This is a genomic window from Arthrobacter sp. YD2 (genome assembly GCF_030410475.1).
GTDB lineage: Bacteria > Actinomycetota > Actinomycetes > Actinomycetales > Micrococcaceae > Arthrobacter_B > Arthrobacter_B zhangbolii.
Window position 1 is genome coordinate 890,912 of sequence record NZ_JAUHHB010000001.1, and the last position, 17,380, is coordinate 908,291.

The 17,380-nt window shown below is 63.4% G+C and carries 12 protein-coding genes and 1 tRNA gene; 11 read left to right on the top strand and 2 right to left on the bottom strand.

Annotated features, from left to right (window positions below; genetic code table 11):
* Positions 1-86: 86 nt before the first annotated feature.
* Positions 87-1,310, bottom strand: coding sequence for a pyridoxal phosphate-dependent aminotransferase (locus QWJ37_RS04405; protein ID WP_227903904.1), 1,224 nt, complete (start codon positions 1,308-1,310; stop codon positions 87-89).
* A gap of 307 nt (positions 1,311-1,617) precedes the next feature.
* Between QWJ37_RS04405 and QWJ37_RS04410 the strand changes: the two genes are divergently transcribed.
* The 8 genes from QWJ37_RS04410 (at position 1,618) to rplL (ending at position 6,900) form a co-directional block, all read left to right on the top strand.
* Positions 1,618-1,690 (top strand) — tRNA-Trp (locus QWJ37_RS04410).
* An 83-nt stretch (positions 1,691-1,773) separates the two neighbouring features.
* On the top strand, positions 1,774-2,055 hold the full coding sequence (secE, locus tag QWJ37_RS04415) for a preprotein translocase subunit SecE (protein WP_227903902.1): 282 nt from the start codon (positions 1,774-1,776) through the stop codon (positions 2,053-2,055).
* A gap of 94 nt (positions 2,056-2,149) precedes the next feature.
* The gene (gene nusG, locus QWJ37_RS04420; protein WP_227903900.1) at positions 2,150-2,950 is read left to right on the top strand and encodes a transcription termination/antitermination protein NusG; all 801 of its coding nucleotides are present in this window, start codon (positions 2,150-2,152) and stop codon (positions 2,948-2,950) included.
* 129 nt (positions 2,951-3,079) lie between these two features.
* Positions 3,080-3,511 (top strand): 50S ribosomal protein L11, encoded by a 432-nt coding sequence (rplK, locus tag QWJ37_RS04425; protein ID WP_146361026.1) that lies wholly within the window; start codon positions 3,080-3,082, stop codon positions 3,509-3,511.
* A gap of 111 nt (positions 3,512-3,622) precedes the next feature.
* A complete protein-coding gene (rplA, locus tag QWJ37_RS04430) occupies positions 3,623-4,330 on the top strand; it encodes a 50S ribosomal protein L1 (RefSeq protein WP_227903898.1) in 708 nt (235 codons plus the stop codon).
* A gap of 180 nt (positions 4,331-4,510) precedes the next feature.
* On the top strand, positions 4,511-5,596 hold the full coding sequence (locus QWJ37_RS04435) for a GNAT family protein (RefSeq protein ID WP_290244325.1): 1,086 nt from the start codon (positions 4,511-4,513) through the stop codon (positions 5,594-5,596).
* Positions 5,597-5,891: 295 nt separating this feature from the next.
* Positions 5,892-6,461, top strand: a complete 570-nt coding sequence (gene rplJ, locus QWJ37_RS04440) for a 50S ribosomal protein L10 (protein WP_227903895.1) — start codon at positions 5,892-5,894, stop codon at positions 6,459-6,461.
* Positions 6,462-6,522: 61 nt separating this feature from the next.
* Positions 6,523-6,900, top strand: coding sequence for a 50S ribosomal protein L7/L12 (gene rplL, locus QWJ37_RS04445; protein WP_227903893.1), 378 nt, complete (start codon positions 6,523-6,525; stop codon positions 6,898-6,900).
* 142 nt (positions 6,901-7,042) lie between these two features.
* Here rplL and QWJ37_RS04450 read toward each other — a convergent pair whose 3' ends face one another.
* Complete coding sequence (locus QWJ37_RS04450) at positions 7,043-8,263, bottom strand: acetyl-CoA C-acetyltransferase (RefSeq protein WP_227903891.1); 1,221 nt, start codon at positions 8,261-8,263, stop codon at positions 7,043-7,045.
* 625 nt (positions 8,264-8,888) lie between these two features.
* On the opposite strand from QWJ37_RS04450, the gene rpoB reads away from it, so the two are divergent.
* The 3 genes from rpoB to QWJ37_RS04465 all read left to right on the top strand — a co-directional run bounded on the left by rpoB (position 8,889) and on the right by QWJ37_RS04465 (position 17,344).
* The gene (gene rpoB / locus QWJ37_RS04455; protein ID WP_227903889.1) at positions 8,889-12,389 is read left to right on the top strand and encodes a DNA-directed RNA polymerase subunit beta; all 3,501 of its coding nucleotides are present in this window, start codon (positions 8,889-8,891) and stop codon (positions 12,387-12,389) included.
* 194 nt (positions 12,390-12,583) lie between these two features.
* The gene (locus QWJ37_RS04460) at positions 12,584-16,474 is read left to right on the top strand and encodes a DNA-directed RNA polymerase subunit beta' (protein ID WP_227903888.1); all 3,891 of its coding nucleotides are present in this window, start codon (positions 12,584-12,586) and stop codon (positions 16,472-16,474) included.
* Between the two features lie 102 nt (positions 16,475-16,576).
* Complete coding sequence (locus tag QWJ37_RS04465; RefSeq protein WP_290244330.1) at positions 16,577-17,344, top strand: IclR family transcriptional regulator; 768 nt, start codon at positions 16,577-16,579, stop codon at positions 17,342-17,344.
* Positions 17,345-17,380 lie beyond the last annotated feature (36 nt).

A 17,380-nucleotide genomic window follows, 5' to 3' on the forward strand; every position in this document is an offset into this window, starting at 1 on the left:
AAGCCCCCGGCCGTCCGGACATGTGACCCCGGTTCTGCCCGCCGCCGGAGCAGACGGCGGGCAGAACCGGAGCAGGCGTGGCCTGCCTAGCGGACAGCCTGACCGAGGAAGTCCTTCAGGCGCTGCATACCCGTGGCCAGATCCTCGTCGCCCAGGGCGTAGGACAGGCGCAGATAGCCTGACGGGCCGAAGGCTTCACCCGGGACCACTGCCACCTCAACGGTGTCCAGGATCAGGGCTGCCAGCTGGGCGGAGGTCTGCGGCCGGACCGGGCCTTCCTTGCCCGGGAACTCACGGCCGAGCAGGCCGCGGACGTCCGCGTAGGCGTAAAACGCGCCTTCCGGCATGGGGCACTCGACGCCGTCAATGGAGTTCAGCGCCTCAACCATCGCCCGGCGGCGGCGGTCGAAGGCCTGCTTCATTTCATCCACGGCGGTCAGCGGACCGGAGACGGCGGCCAGGGCGGCCATCTGGGACACGTTGGAGACGTTCGAGGAGAGGTGGGACTGGAGATTGGTCGCAGCCTTGATCACGTCCGGAGCCGCGATCATCCAACCCACCCGCCAGCCGGTCATGGCATAGGTCTTGGCCACGCCGTTGAGCACCACTACCTTGTCGCCCAGCTCAGGGGCGGCCGTGGCGATGGAGGTGAAGGGCACGCCGTCGTACGTGAGGTGTTCGTAGATTTCGTCGGTGATGACCCACAGGCCGTTGGCGGCAGCCCAGCGGCCGATCTCAGCCACCTGCTCCGGCTGGTATACGGCGCCCGTGGGGTTGGAGGGGGAGACAAACAGCAGGACCTTGGTGGAGTCGGTCCGGGACGCTTCGAGCTGCTCCGCGGTGACCAGGTAGCCCTGCTCGGGACCGGCGAAGACCTCCACCGGCACACCCCCGGCCAGCCGGATGGCTTCCGGGTACGTGGTCCAGTAGGGCGTGGGGACAAGGACTTCGTCGCCGGGGTTCAGCAGCGTGGCAAAAGCCTCGTACACCGCCTGCTTGCCGCCATTGGTCACCAGGACCTGGGCCGGATCCACGGCGTAGCCGGAGTCCCGCAGGGTTTTCTCCGCTATGGCCTTCTTCAGCTCCGGCAGCCCGCCGGCAGGGGAGTAGCGGTGGAAGCGCGGCTGGCGGGCAGCCTCCACGGCGGCGTCGACAATGTAGTCCGGGGTGGGGAAATCGGGTTCTCCGGCTCCGAAACCGATCACCGGGCGGCCGGCAGCCTTGAGCGCTTTGGCCTTGGCATCAACGGCGAGAGTCGCGGACTCTGCGATGGATGCGATGCGCTGTGAAATACGGCCGGTGGAAGACATGGGATTCCCGTCTGATGTGTGGCGGCAGCTAACGTTGCCCCGTGCCCGCATGCTCGCGGCCGACGGCGGCGTTCCCCAGTTTATGCGGTTCCCTGCCGCCGGCGCAGTCGTGTGTCATTTGTCCCGGAATCCCGTCCCGGCAATCCCCATTGCGGCGCGGGAACCGGCCCCGGTTCGACGGAAGCGGAAAGTTTGCGTAGACTGGTTCTTCGTGTTGAAGTCACCACGCTGACTTGTGCCCTTTGACCGGAATAATTCTCCGGTTAGGTGCGGATACAATAGTCGCGGTAGGGTGTATTTCCTCCATAGGGTAGTGGCGCAATTGGTAGCGCAGCGGTCTCCAAAACCGCAGGTTGCAGGTTCGAGTCCTGTCTGCCCTGCGCAGAACTGTCATCCGGCAGCTCAGCAGTCTTTTCATGGAAGCAGCAGTCCCAGCGTGTGCTGCGACTGTGAACCGACACAGATGAGTGAGGCGAAGGTGACCGAGACAGCTGCCAGCAGCTCCAAGGGACACCCCTCCAGCGGGCCCAAGAAGCGCGGCTTCTTCGCGGCGATCGCGCTCTTCCTGCGCCAGGTGATTGCCGAACTGAAAAAGGTGGTTACCCCCACCCGCAAGGAACTGCTCAGGTACACGCTCGTGGTCCTCGCCTTTGTGGTCGTGATGATGCTGATCGTGATTACCCTCGATTTCGTCTTCGGCGCCGGCGCACTGTGGATCTTCGGTGAGGGCGGCGGCGAAAGCTAGCCCAGGGCCGCTGTTCCGCCCCGGGTCCCGGGACCGGAGACCATGAGCTAGTGCCACAACCGATAGTGCTCTGAAGAAGAAAGCAGGAATCTACGTGTCCGAGCAAGAACTCGAATCACAGGTCAATGACAATGCCGCTGATCTGGATACCGAGGATGAAATGACCGCAGCCGACGTCGACGAGGCGCCCGCTGCTGTTGATGCATCGGCAGACGAAGCAGACGCCGCCGTTGAGGCTGCCGACGCTGATTCCGACGTTTCCGGTACTCCCGAGGCCGAAGAAGAACCCGAGGAAGACCCGGTTGTTGCCTTCAAGGCCAAGCTGCGCCGCCAGGAGGGTGACTGGTACGTCATCCACTCCTACGCCGGCTACGAAAACCGGGTGAAGTCCAACCTTGAGACCCGTATCCAGACGCTGGATATGGAAGAGGACATCTTCGAGATCCAGGTCCCGATGGAAGAAGTCGTCGAGATCAAGAACACCACCCGGAAGATCGTCAACCGGGTACGCATCCCCGGTTACGTCCTGGTCCGGATGAACCTGACCGACGAATCGTGGGGCGTCGTTCGCCACACCCCCGGTGTCACCGGCTTCGTGGGCAACGCCCACAACCCGACGCCGCTGAGCCTGAACGAAGTGTTCTCGATGCTCGAGCACACCGTCGTCTCCCCGAAGGCCGAGGCCGGTAAGCCTGCTGCGCAGCAGTCCTCGAACATCGCGGTGGATTTCGAAATCGGCGAGCCCGTCACGGTCAACGAAGGCCCCTTCGAGACCCTGCAGGCCACGATCTCCGAGATCAAGCCCGAGTCCCAGCAGCTGGTGGTCCTCGTGACCATCTTCGAGCGCGAGACTCCGGTGACCCTCGGCTTCGGCCAGGTCACCAAGCTCCAGTAGCTTTTAGACTTCGCTGTCCGCAGGTCCGCTTTAACCTGCAGGCAGCGTCCGGCCACCAAGCCATGGCGGCCACCAACCCGGATGGACGCTCCTGTTCTTCGGGAACATAATTTAGAGAAGGACCCTTTCATGGCCCCCAAGAAAAAGGTCACCGGCCTCATCAAGCTGCAGATCAACGCAGGTGCCGCCAACCCGGCTCCTCCGATCGGTCCGGCACTTGGCCAGCACGGTGTCAACATCATGGAATTCTGCAAGGCGTACAACGCTGCAACGGAATCCCAGCGCGGCAACGTTATCCCGGTTGAAATCACCGTTTACGAAGACCGTTCCTTCACCTTCATCACGAAGACTCCTCCGGCCGCACAGCTGATCAAGAAGGCTGCCGGTGTTGCCAAGGGTTCCGCAACCCCGCACACCGCCAAGGTTGCCAACCTGACCCAGGCACAGGTCGAAGAGATCGCCACCATGAAGATGGAAGACCTCAACGCCAACGATGTCCAGGCAGCTGCCAAGATCATCGCCGGCACCGCCCGTTCGATGGGTATCACCGTAGAGGGCTAAAGCCCCCTGCACTTCAATTTCACATAAATGCCGGAACCCCTGAGGGGGAACGGCGCGTGGCAGGGCCGGGCGCGGTCCGACAGACCACAACTGCACAAGGAGAAAAAGCAGATGGCAAAGCGCAGCAAAGCATATGAAGCAGCTGCAGCCAAGATCGATGCGGACAAGCTGTACGCACCGGTCGAGGCTGTAGAGCTGGCGAAGGAAACCAATCCTTCCAAGTTCGACGCAACCGTTGAGGTGGCTTTCCGCCTGGGCGTTGACCCCCGCAAGGCTGACCAGATGGTCCGCGGCACGGTCAACCTGCCCAACGGCACCGGCAAGACGGCCCGCGTCCTCGTTTTCGCAACCGGCGAGAAGGCAGAAGCAGCAATCGCTGCCGGCGCCGACTTCGTTGGTTCCGACGACATGATCGAAAAGGTTGCAGCAGGCTGGACCGACTTCGACGCCGCAGTGGCTACCCCGGACATGATGGGCAAGGTCGGCCGCCTGGGCCGCGTGCTTGGCCCGCGTAACCTGATGCCGAACCCGAAGACCGGTACGGTTACCCCGAACGTCGCCAAGGCTGTTTCGGACATCAAGGGCGGCAAGATCGACTTCCGCGTCGACAAGCACTCCAACCTGCACTTCATCATTGGCAAGGTGTCCTTCGACGCCCAGAAGCTGGCTGAGAACTACGCAGCCGCCCTGGAAGAGGTTCTTCGCCTGAAGCCGTCGGCAGCCAAGGGCCGCTATATCTCCAAGGCCACCGTGTCCACCACCTTCGGACCGAGCATCAGCGTTGACCCCAACGTCACCAAGGTTCTCGCAGACGCATAGTCTCTGAGCACTTCCGGGGATTCCCTGGGCAGGAAGCGGCCGCAGCTTACGCTGTGGCCGCTTTTTTGCATTCCCGGCGGGGACGGATGCCGGGCGCCGCCGTCCCGCCGTGGCCGGCTGGGCCGGGCACGGACGCTGCACCGTTTGGCGTCCGGGGCGGTGTCCGGCAGGATGTGATCCATGACGCATGTTTCCATCACGCCCGTCCGGGTTCCGGCCGCACTTGCCGGACCCGATGCCGCGGACTTCCTGGCCGTAGCGGAACTGCTCAATGCCCAGCAGCAGGAGTTTTGGGGAAATGATGACTTCCATGCCCCCGCCCAGGCGCAGTTGGCCGGCAGGGGCAGCACGGCTACCCGGCGGCGTGAGCTGCTGGCAGCCCGGATGGGCGCGGGCCCGGACGCGGCTATTGTGGGCGTTGCCCAGTTGAACCTTCCACTGACAGATAATCTTCATACGGGAACCGTCAATGTTGTGGTGGCCCCCGGAGCCCGCCGGCAGGGCGTGGGAACCGAGTTGTTCCGTGCAGCGGCGAACCTGGCTGCCGATGCCGGCCGGAGCAAGCTGATGGCCGAAACCGACCATCTGGGCAGCGGACCCGCCGGTTCTGAAAACACGGCGTCCTTCATCCCGCATGACGCCGCAGCGGCCTTCGCTGAGGGGCTCGGCTTCCGGCTCGAACTGGTGGACCGCGTCAGCGTCCTGGACCTGACAGGGAACGACGACGGCGGGACGGCGCTGCTGGAAGAGGCGGCGGCGGCGTCGGGGCCCGGCTACGAACTGGTGTTCTGGCGCGGCGCCTGCCCGGATGACCTGGTGGATGCCTATGCGCTTCTACGGCAGAAGATGAGCACGGACGCCCCGCTGGGCGGCTTGGAGCTCGCGGAGGAGGCCTGGGATGCGGCGCGTGTCCGGGAGGCGGAGGGTAAGGCCCGGGGGATGGATGCCGAGGTGCTGGTCACGGCAGTACGGCACGAGGCCACCGGCGAACTTGTTGGCCATACGGTCCTTGAGGTCTTCCGCAACAACCCGGCCGTGGTTTTCCAGGATGACACCCTGGTGCTGGATGCCCACCGGGGCAACCGGCTGGGCATGCTGCTCAAGGCAGCCAATCTGGCGAAGCTGCGGAGCATCATTCCCGAGGCCCGCCGGGTCTACACCTGGAACGCCGAGGAAAACCGTTACATGCTCGCCATCAATGAGCAGCTGGGGTTTGCCGCTGTGGGGTACTCGGGGGAGTGGCAGGCAGATCTTTCCGTCGGATAGGCGGCGGCCTGTGCGGGCGATTTGGCCTTCACATGTTTCTCCCGTACTCTGGAACTACCAAAGACCGTCGGTCGATGTGCATTCAATCCCACCGTAAGGCTGAACCTTCAGCTCTCCGCGCGTGGAACCCGGTTGGAGAAACATCCGAAAGTCCCTTGCCTAAAGGGCGGCCTGCGCAGGTGAACGAACTGCACTCCGGACTAGCGTCCGTTGAGTGAAGCCCCGTGCATCTGCCCGGGGCGTTTTTTATGTTCGGGACCCGATCCACCGGCACTATTTCCCCGGAAGGAGGGTTATGGCAACGCCAACAAAGGTGTCAGCAGTCGAGGAAATCACCAGTGATTTCAAGGAGTCGACCGCTGCTGTCCTAACCGAATACCGCGGGCTCACCGTTGCACAGCTCAAGGAGCTGCGTCGTTCGCTCGGCCAGGACACCAAGTACTCGGTCGTCAAGAACACCCTGACTGGCATTGCAGCCAAGGAAGCCGGCATCGACGCGTTCGATGGCCAGCTTTCCGGACCTACTGCAATTGCCTTCATCAAGGGTGACGCAGTTGCAGCTGCAAAGAGCCTGACGGATTTTGCCAAGACCAACCCGCAGCTCGTCATCAAGACCGGTGTTTTCGAGGGCAACGCCCTGGATGCATCCGGTGTTGCAGCCCTGGCTGCTCTTGAATCCCGTGAGTTCCAGCTTGCACGCGTCGCCGGTGTCCTCAAGGCACCGATGTCCATGCTGGCCCGCACGGCAGATGCACTGCGCATGAAGCTCGAAGAGGAAAGCGGCGCTCCCGCTGCCCCCGCTGCGGAAGAGGCTCCGGCCGCCGCAGAAGAAGCTCCGGCCGCAGAAGCAGCCACCGAAGAGTAGAACCTCTTCTCATCCAATCTCCGGTGCCTGCGTGCACCAACTATAGGAAGGACGCCACACCATGGCGAAGCTCACCAACGAAGAGCTCATTGAAGCTTTCAAGGAACTGTCCATCATCGAGCTCTCCGACTTCGTGAAGCTCTTCGAAGAGACCTTCGACGTCACCGCTGCTGCTGTTGCAGTTGCAGGCCCCGCCGCCGGCGGCGCTGCTGACGCTGCTGAAGAGAAGACCGAATTCGACGTCATCCTCGAAGCTGCCGGCGACAAGAAGATCGCAGTGATCAAGGAAGTCCGTGCCCTGACTTCCCTGGGTCTGAAGGAAGCCAAGGACCTGGTTGACAGCGCTCCGAAGGCCGTCCTCGAAGGCGCCAACAAGGAAGCCGCTGACAAGGCCAAGGAAGCTCTCGAAGCTGCCGGCGCCACCGTCACCGTCAAGTAGTTTTCCTTTTGCAGCTCCGGCTGTAGAACACAAAAAGACCCCGTCCTTTGGGCGGGGTCTTTTTGTGTTCCCGGTCAGGGGCGCAGTGCAGTTGCGGTGACGGCCGCCGTCGTCGGGAACGACGGCGGCCGGGCCCGGCGCGCTAGGACTCTTCGCGGAAGAGCAGCAGGGCTTCACCCTGCCCGCCGCCGCCGCAGAGGGCAACCCCGGCACGCCCCGAGCCCCGCCGGAGCAGCTCGTGCGCAGCGGTCAGGGCGAGCCGGGCACCGGAAGCGCCGATCGGGTGGCCCAGGGCAATGGCCCCGCCATGCAGGTTGCACTGCTCCAGGTCCATTCCCAGTTCGTTCAGGGACTGGACGGCAACGGCTCCGAAGGCCTCGTTGATCTCGATGAAGTCCAGATCCGGGACATTCCAGCCGGCGCGCTCCAGTGCCGCGAACAGGGCGTTGGAAGGCTGGGAATGCAAGGTGTTGTCCGGCCCGGCCACCTGGCCCGGCATACCGACGGACGCGAGGACTTCCAAGCCGTGCTCGGTGGCGTAGGCACGCGTGGTGAGGACCAGGGCCGCGGCTCCGTCCGACAGCGGGGAGGAGTTGCCGGCCGTGATGGTGCCCTCCGGATCGAAGGCCGGCCGCAGCCCGGCCAGGGTCTCCGTGGTGGTCGCGGGCCGCACGCCTTCGTCGCTGGTGAGTACCAGCGGCTCGCCCTTGCGCTGCGGCACGGTCACCGGAACGATCTCGGCGTCGAAGATGCCGGCAGCCATGGCGGCCGCTGCCCGCTGGTGGGAGGCTGCAGCCACTTCGTCCTGTTCCAGCCGCTTGATGGCCAGCTTGGTGTTGCCGCGCTCGGTGGAGATTCCCATCGAATCGTTGTCGAAGGCGTCCGTGAGGCCGTCATGTGCCACTGAGTCCACCGCGGAAATGTTCCCGTAGTTCCAGCCCTGGCGGGAGCCGGGCAGCAGGTGCGGCCCGCGGGTCATGGATTCCTGGCCGCCGGCCACCACCACGGTGGCCTCGCCGCCGCGGATCAGGCGGGCTGCATCAATGACTGCGGCCAGGCCGGAGAGGCAGACCTTGTTGATGGTGACCGTGGGGACATCCCATCCGATGCCCGCCTTAATGGAGGACTGGCGGGCCGGGTTCTGCCCGCACCCGGCCTGGACCACATGGCCCATGATGACGGTGTCGACATCGGCCGCCGGAACCCCGGACTTCTCCAGGGCGCCGCTGATGGCGAACGCTCCGAGGTCAACGGCGGTAAAGGGGGCCAGCTGCCCGTTGAGCCGGCCCTGGGGAGTGCGTGCGCCGCCGACAATTACCACTTCGGTAGGGACTGCTGCCGCGGGGGCTGCGGAGTTGCTCATAGCGGATGAGTTCACTTTCGTTGCTGTGTTCGTCATTGAAGACTGTTTCGTCCTTAAAGGCTGTTTCGTCCTTAAAGACATGGCAGGGATGGATCCAACGCTGGGATAAGGCTACGCCACCTCACAGCCGGCAGGGAGATCGCAGTCACATGCCTGCGCGGTCTCCGACACCCTCCACACCCACATTCCGCCGATCTTGCGGTAAGGTATCTGTATCCGATGCTCCGGAAGGGGTCTCGGGTAAGGGTTACTACCGGGTTAGTACCAGGTCCAGTACCGGGTTACTATCCGGTGTTGCACCAGCCGCTTACCGGCTGTTTATCAGCCGTTGCATGTTGCCTGCTGCTCCCTCGTAAGCCGGATCCTTGTGGGATTCTGAGGGGTTGAGCGACGCAGGGTTATGAAATCGGGTAGACTTGTGTGCCCATAATGCCCTATAGTGGATATTTGCTTCCTCCTGTTAACCTTCAGCCTTCATATAGCGGTGGGCTATGTTCCGTGCCGGGCGGTATCCGTAGTATGCGGGTGCACCTGTTGCCGGACGTCGGGACGCACACGGACTCGGTCCGTGCAGTGCAGGGGAGGAAGCGCGAAACACGCCTGAAGGTCTGTGGAAGGATCCCTCTTGGTCGCCTCGAGCACCTCTAATAACGAAACCGCTACTAATCCGGAGAACGCAGCTTCCCGGATTTCATTCGCAAAGATTCACGAACCGCTTGACGTTCCCAATCTTCTTGCCCTGCAGACGGACAGCTTTGACTGGCTCGTCGGCAACGAGCGCTGGAAGGCCCGGGTCGAAAAGGCGCGGGAAACCGGCGAGCAGGGTATTGCAACCACGTCCGGCCTGGCCGACATCTTCGAGGAAATCTCCCCGATCGAAGACTTCCAGGGCACCATGTCCCTGAGCTTCTCGGAGCCGGAGTTTGCCGACCCGAAGTACACCATGGCTGAGTGCAAGGACCGGGACGCAACGTACTCGGCTCCGCTGTACGTTAAGGCCGAGTTCATGAACAACAACACGGGCGAAATCAAGCAGCAGACCGTGTTCATGGGCGACTTCCCCCTGATGACAGACAAGGGAACGTTCGTCATCAACGGCACCGAGCGTGTTGTTGTTTCCCAGCTGGTCCGTTCCCCGGGCGCCTACTTCGAGCGCACCGCGGACAAGACCAGTGACAAGGACATCTACACCGCGAAGATCATTCCTTCCCGCGGTGCCTGGTTCGAACTGGAAATCGACAAGCGCGATCAGGTCGGCGTCCGCCTTGACCGCAAGCGCAAGCAGTCGGTTACCGTCCTGCTGAAGGCACTGGGCTGGACTGAAGGCCAGATCCTCGAGACCTTCGGCGAATACGACTCCATCCGTGCCACCCTGGAAAAGGACCCCACGGAAACGCAGGAAGATGCCCTGCTGGACATCTACCGCAAGCTGCGACCGGGCGAGCCGCCCACGGTGGAAGCCGCCAAGACCCTGCTGGAGAACCTGTACTTCAACCCGAAGCGCTACGATCTCGCCAAGGTTGGCCGTTACAAGATCAACCGCAAGCTGGGCATCGACAAGCCGCTGACGGATTCCGATGCTTCGGTACTGAACAATGACGACATTGTCGCCATGATCAAGTTCCTGGTGGCACTGCACGCCGGTGAGAAGACGGTTCCGGGCAAGCGCGACGGCGAAGACGTCGAGATCCGCGTTGAGGTCGATGACATCGACCACTTCGGCAACCGCCGTATCCGCGCCGTCGGCGAACTGATCGAAAACCAGATCCGCACGGGCCTGTCCCGCATGGAGCGTGTGGTCCGCGAACGGATGACCACCCAGGACGTCGAGGCCATCACGCCGCAGACCCTGATCAACATCCGTCCCGTTGTGGCTGCCATCAAGGAGTTCTTCGGAACGTCCCAGCTCTCGCAGTTCATGGACCAGAACAACCCGCTGGCCGGCCTGACGCACAAGCGCCGCCTGTCCGCACTGGGCCCGGGCGGTCTGTCCCGTGACCGTGCAGGCATGGAAGTCCGAGACGTTCACCCGTCCCACTACGGCCGCATGTGCCCCATCGAAACCCCTGAAGGCCCGAACATCGGCCTGATCGGTTCGCTGGCTTCCTACGGCCGCATCAACGCCTTCGGCTTCATCGAAACCCCGTACCGCAAGGTTGAAAACGGCGTCGTCACCGACAAGGTCGATTACCTGACCGCCGATGACGAAGTAGAGCGCACCATTGCCCAGGCAAACGCTCCGCTGCGCGCCGACCAGCACTTCGAAGAGGACCTGGTCCTCGTTCGTGCCCGCGGCGGTTCCGGCGAGCCCGTTCTCGTCGAGCCGGACGAGGTCGAGTACATGGACGTCTCCCCGCGCCAGATGGTGTCGGTGGCTACCGCCCTGATTCCGTTCCTCGAGCACGACGACGCCAACCGCGCCCTCATGGGTGCGAACATGCAGCGCCAGGCTGTGCCGCTGCTCCGTTCCGAGCGCCCCGTAGTGGGCACCGGCATGGAGAAGTACACCGCAGTTGACGCCGGCGACTCCGTGACCGCGAAGAAGCCCGGTGTAGTCACCGAGGTTTCCGCTGACCTCGTCACCGTTATGAACGACGACGGCACCGAGACCAGCTACCCGATCATGAAGTTCGAGCGCTCCAACCAGGGCAACGCCTACAACCAGCGCGTGCTGGTCTCCGAAGGTGCCCGCGTTGAGGTCAACAGCATCATCGCCGACGGTCCCGCAACGGACCAGGGTGAACTGGCCCTTGGTAAGAACCTGCTCGTGGCATTCATGTCATGGGAAGGCCACAACTACGAAGATGCCATCATCCTGTCCCAGCGCATGGTCTCCGACGATGTCCTGACCTCGATCCACATCGAGGAGCACGAGGTTGACGCCCGCGACACCAAGCTTGGTGCCGAGGAAATCACCCGCGACATCCCGAACGTCTCCGAGGAAGTGCTGTCGCAGCTCGACGAGCGCGGCATCATCCACATCGGTGCCGAGGTTGAAGCCGGCGACATCCTGGTTGGCCGTGTCACCCCGAAGGGCGAAACGGAACTGACCCCCGAGGAGCGCCTGCTGCGCGCCATCTTCGGCGAGAAGAGCCGCGAAGTCCGCGACACCTCCCTGAAGGTTCCCCACGGCGAGTCCGGAACCGTCATCGGCGTGCGCATCTTCGACCGCGACAATGACGACGAGCTGCCCCCGGGCGTGAACCAGCTGGTCCGCGTGTACGTGGCACACAAGCGCAAGATCACGGACGGCGACAAGCTGGCCGGCCGCCACGGCAACAAGGGCGTCATCTCCAAGATCCTCCCGATCGAAGATATGCCGTTCATGGAAGACGGAACCCCCGTCGACATCATCCTGAACCCGCTGGGTGTTCCGGGCCGTATGAACGTCGGCCAGGTTCTGGAAATCCACCTGGGCTGGGCTGCCAAGCAGGGGTGGAAGATCGAGGGCGAGCCGGACTGGGTCAAGGACCTGCCGAACCTGCCGCGCGAGACCGGCCCCACCACGGTTGCCACCCCGGTGTTCGACGGTGCCAGTGAGGACGAAATCACCGGCCTGCTCGATTCCACCAACGTGACCCGTGACGGCAACCGCCTGATCGGTGCCTCGGGCAAGGCCCGGATGTTCGACGGCCGCTCCGGCCAGCCGTTCCCGGACCCGATCTCCGTGGGCTACATGTACATCCTGAAGCTCCACCACCTGGTGGATGACAAGATCCACGCCCGTTCCACCGGACCGTACTCCATGATCACGCAGCAGCCGCTGGGTGGTAAGGCACAGTTCGGCGGACAGCGCTTCGGTGAAATGGAAGTCTGGGCCCTGGAAGCGTACGGCGCCGCCTACACGCTGCAGGAACTGCTCACGATCAAGTCCGATGACATCCACGGCCGCGTGAAGGTCTACGAAGCCATCGTCAAGGGCGAGAACATCCCGGAGCCCGGTGTTCCGGAATCGTTCAAGGTCCTGATCAAGGAAATGCAGTCGCTCTGCCTGAATGTGGAAGTCCTCTCCACCGAGGGCAACACGATTGAAATGCGTGACTCGGATGAAGAAGTCTTCCGGGCCGCGGAAGAACTGGGTATCGATCTGTCCCGCGCAGAGCCGAGCTCAGTAGAAGAGGTTTAGCAGCAGTTGCACCGTCCCGGCTGGCGCCGGGACGGTCCGGAACGGCGGCAACGAAATTCCGCGGCTCGCAGAGCTCGCAACGGAATATTAAAGCCGCCTAACCAGGACCGCCTGGCGCCAGTGGGATGGTCACCTAGAGCTCTTTCCGTACCCCGAGACATTCAGATTTAGAGAACAAGAGAGAACAGGGACCCATGTCCAACGATTCCACGTTCGGCCTTATGCGAATCGGCCTTGCCACCGCGGATGAAATCCGTGGCTGGTCTTACGGCGAGGTCAAGAAGCCGGAAACCATCAACTACCGAACCCTGAAGCCGGAGAAGGACGGTCTTTTCTGCGAAAAGATCTTCGGTCCTTCCCGTGACTGGGAGTGCTACTGCGGCAAGTACAAGCGCGTGCGCTTCAAGGGCATCATCTGTGAGCGCTGCGGCGTTGAGGTGACCCGTGCCAAGGTTCGCCGCGAACGGATGGGCCACATTGAGCTCGCCGCTCCCGTGACGCATATCTGGTACTTCAAGGGTGTCCCCTCCCGCCTGGGCTACCTGCTGGACCTTGCACCGAAGGACCTTGAGAAGGTCATTTACTTCGCTGCCTACATGATCACCTCGGTTGACGAAGAGAACCGCCACGCCGAGCTGCCGAACCTGCAGGCCGAGCACGACCTGGAGCGCAAGCACCTGGTCGACCAGCGCGACTCCGACATCGCTGCGATCGCCAAGGATCTCGAAGGCGAGCTTGCCCGCCTCGAAGGCGAAGGCGCCAAGGCTGCCGACAAGAAGAAGGCCCGCGACTCCGCCGACCGCCAGATGGCCAAGGTACGCCGCGACGCCGACCACAACATCGAGCGCCTCGAGCAGGTCTGGGACCGGTTCAAGAACCTCAAGGTCGGCGACCTGGAAGGCGACGAAGGCCTCTACCGCGAACTGCGTGACCGCTACGGTCTGTACTTCGAAGGCTCCATGGGTGCCGAAGCCATCAAGAAGCGTCTTGAAGACTTCGACATGCAGGCCGAGTCCGAGTCGCTGCGCGACATCATCCAGAACGGCAAGGGCCAGCGCAAGACGCGTGCCCTGAAGCGCCTGAAGGTTGTCAACGCGTTCCTGACCACCTCGAACAGCCCGCTGGGCATGGTTCTGGACGCCGTCCCGGTCATCCCGCCGGAACTGCGCCCGATGGTCCAGCTCGACGGCGGACGTTTCGCGACGTCCGACCTCAACGACCTGTACCGCCGCGTGATCAACCGAAACAACCGCCTGAAGCGCCTGCTGGATCTCGGTGCCCCCGAGATCATCGTGAACAACGAAAAGCGCATGCTGCAGGAAGCTGTTGACTCCCTGTTCGACAACGGCCGCCGCGGCCGTCCGGTCACCGGACCGGGCAACCGTCCGCTGAAGTCGCTGTCCGACATGCTCAAGGGCAAGCAGGGCCGCTTCCGCCAGAACCTGCTGGGTAAGCGTGTTGACTACTCCGGCCGTTCCGTCATCGTTGTCGGCCCGCAGCTGAAGCTGCACCAGTGCGGTCTGCCCAAGCAGATGGCCCTGGAGCTCTTCAAGCCGTTCGTGATGAAGCGTCTGGTTGACCTCAACCACGCCCAGAACATCAAGAGCGCCAAGCGTATGGTCGAGCGTTTCCGCCCGCAGGTCTGGGACGTGCTGGAAGAGATCATCACCGAACACCCGGTGCTGCTCAACCGTGCACCCACCCTGCACCGCCTCGGCATCCAGGCCTTCGAGCCGCAGCTTGTTGAAGGCAAGGCCCTTCAGCTGCACCCGCTGGTCTGTGGCGCCTTCAACGCAGACTTCGACGGTGACCAGATGGCAGTACACCTGCCGCTGAGCCCCGAAGCGCAGGCTGAAGCACGCATCCTGATGCTGTCCTCGAACAACATCCTGAAGCCGTCCGACGGCCGCCCGGTCACCCTGCCTTCGCAGGATATGATCATCGGCCTGCACCACCTCACCACCAAGCGCCCCGGTGCTGCCGGTGAAGGCCGCGTGTTCGGATCCCTGGCCGAAGCCATCATGGCCTCGGACATGGGCGAGCTGCACCTGAACGCCCTGGTCAAGATCCGCGTTGACGGCTTCGTCCCCAGCGCAGACCAGCCCGCACCGGAAGGTTGGGAAGAAGGCACCCCCGCCCTCATCGAAACCTCCCTCGGCCAGGTTCTGTTCAACCAGACCCTGCCGGCGGACTACCCCTGGGTTGCGAAGGTTGCAGACAAGGGACAGCTTTCGGCGATCGTCAACGATCTCGCTGAGCGGTACCCGAAGGTTGTCACGGCTGCCACGCTGGATAACCTGAAGGACTCCGGTTTCTACTGGGCCACCCGCTCGGGCGTTACCGTCGCCATCTCCGATATCGCGGCTCCGATCGACAAGCCGGCCATTATGGAGGGCTACGAAGCTCAGGCTGCCAAGGTTGAAAGCCAGTACGGCAAGGGCCTGATCGCTGAAGACGAGCGCCGCCAGGAACTGATCGATATCTGGAACAAGGCCACCAACGAGGTTGCTGCTGCAATGCGGGCAAACATGCCCGAATTCAACAACATCAACCGCATGGTCTCCTCCGGCGCCCGTGGTAACTGGCTGCAGGTCCGGCAGATTGCCGGTATCCGTGGTCTGGTGGCCAACCCTAAGGGCGAGATCATCCCGCGTCCGATTAAGTCCTCCTACCGTGAGGGCCTGTCGGTGCTGGAATACTTCATCGCCACGCACGGTGCCCGTAAGGGTCTCGCCGATACCGCTCTGCGTACCGCCAACTCGGGTTACCTGACCCGTCGTCTGGTGGACGTTTCGCAGGACGTTATTGTCCGCGAGGAAGACTGCGGCACCGAGCGCGGCCTGAACGTGACCATCGCGGTTCCGGATGCCAACGGTGAGCTGCAGCTGCACGAAGAGGTCGAGAACTCGGCCTACGCCCGTACGCTGGCCACCGACGTCACCGATCCGCAGGGCAACGTCCTGGCCAAGGGCGGCGACGATGTGGGCGACGTGCTCATCGCGAAGCTGTTCGAAGCCGGTGTTACCGACATCAAGGTCCGCTCCGTACTCACCTGTGAGTCCGCCGTCGGTACCTGTGCACTTTGCTACGGCCGCTCCCTGGCCACGGGTAAGACCGTGGACATCGGCGAGGCCGTGGGCATCATCGCTGCACAGTCCATTGGTGAGCCGGGTACCCAGCTGACCATGCGTACCTTCCACACCGGTGGTGTTGCTTCTGCTGAGGACATCACCCAGGGTCTGCCCCGTATCCAGGAGCTCTTCGAAGCACGTACGCCTAAGGGTGTTGCTCCGATCTCCGAGACCGCGGGCCGGGTCACCATCGAAGAGACCGACCGCCAGATGCGTCTGGTTGTCACTCCCGATGACGGCTCCGAGGAAATCGCGTACCCGGTCCTGCGCCGTGCACGCCTCCTGGTTGCCGACGGCGACCACGTCGAGGTTGGCCAGCAGCTGGTCTTCGGTGCGGTGGATCCCAAGCAGATCCTCCGTATCCTCGGCCCGCGCAAGGCACAGGAGTTCCTGGTGGACGAAGTCCAGCGCGTGTACCGCAGCCAGGGTGTGGGCATCCACGACAAGCACGTCGAGGTTATTGTCCGCCAGATGCTGCGCCGCGTGACCGTGATTGAGTCCGGCGATTCCGATCTGCTCCCGGGTGAGCTGACCGAACGACGCCGGTTCGAGAGCGAGAACCGCCGCGTGGTTTCGGAAGGCAAGAAGCCTGCTTCGGGCCGTCCGGAACTGATGGGTATCACCAAGGCCTCCCTGGCCACCGAGTCCTGGCTGTCCGCAGCTTCCTTCCAGGAGACCACCCGCGTCCTGACGCAGGCGGCCATGGAAGGCAAGAGCGATCCGCTGCTCGGCCTCAAGGAGAACGTCATCATCGGTAAGCTGATCCCGGCCGGAACGGGCCTGCCCCGTTACACCGAGGTCACTGTCGAGCCGACCGAGGAAGCAAAGGCCAACCTGTTCACCGGCCCGAGCGCCTTCAGCGACTTCGACTACGCCGGAGTTGACGGCGGCCTCAGCCCCGAGTTCCACGCCATCCCGCTGGATGACTACGACATGGGCAGCGACTTCCGCTAAGGAAAGCGCAAGCAGAGGAAGGTCCCGTACCCACCAGGGTGCGGGACCTTCCGCGTTTAACCGCTCCCCGGCGGCCGGCAGCGTTGTGCCAGACTGAATGTCATGGCGAATTCTCCAACGGGTGAGTCCATGACGGACCGGATTGTGCGGATTATCGGTGCCTTCGACGGAACCCGCCCGAGCATGTCCGTGGCCACGCTGGCACGCCGCACCGGGCTGCCGCTGTCCACCACTCACCGGATTGTCAATGACCTGATGGGTCACGGTTTCCTGCAGAAGGAATCCGGCGGCAGTGTCCGCCTGGGCCTGCGGCTGTGGGAACTGGTCAACCGCAGTTCCGCCGCCCTTGGCCTCAAACAGATAGCCATGCCCTTTATGGAGGACATTCAGGCCGTGGTCCGGCAGCACACCCAGCTGTCCATCCTCAGCCAGGACGAGGTGCTGTTCATCGAGCGGCTGTCCAGCCACGGTTCCGTGCTCAACCACGCGCAGGTAGCGGGACGCCTGCCGGTGCATGTCTCCTCCTCCGGGATGGTCATGATGGCCCACGCTCCCAGGCACCAGCAGGAGGCATATCTGTCGAAGCGAAACCTGGAACCGGACGAGGTGCGGGGCCTGCGGGCGGCGTGGGCCCAGATGCGGCTGCAGGGCAGCGCCAGCCTGCCCGGCGCCGTCGTGCCCGAGACCACCGGGATAGCCGTGCCCGTGTTCGGAGCCGGAGGAACGGCGGTGGCTGCAATCGGCGTGGTGGTGCCGACGGGGGAGGAGAACATCTCAGCCACCGTGCCCGCACTGATGACCGCGGCGCGGGGTATCTCGCGCGGGCTGGGGGTGCGGGCGGACGCCGCCGGGCCGCATTACGGCCGATAACCCGCGGCAGCCGGTCGATGAAGGTGGGAACCGGAC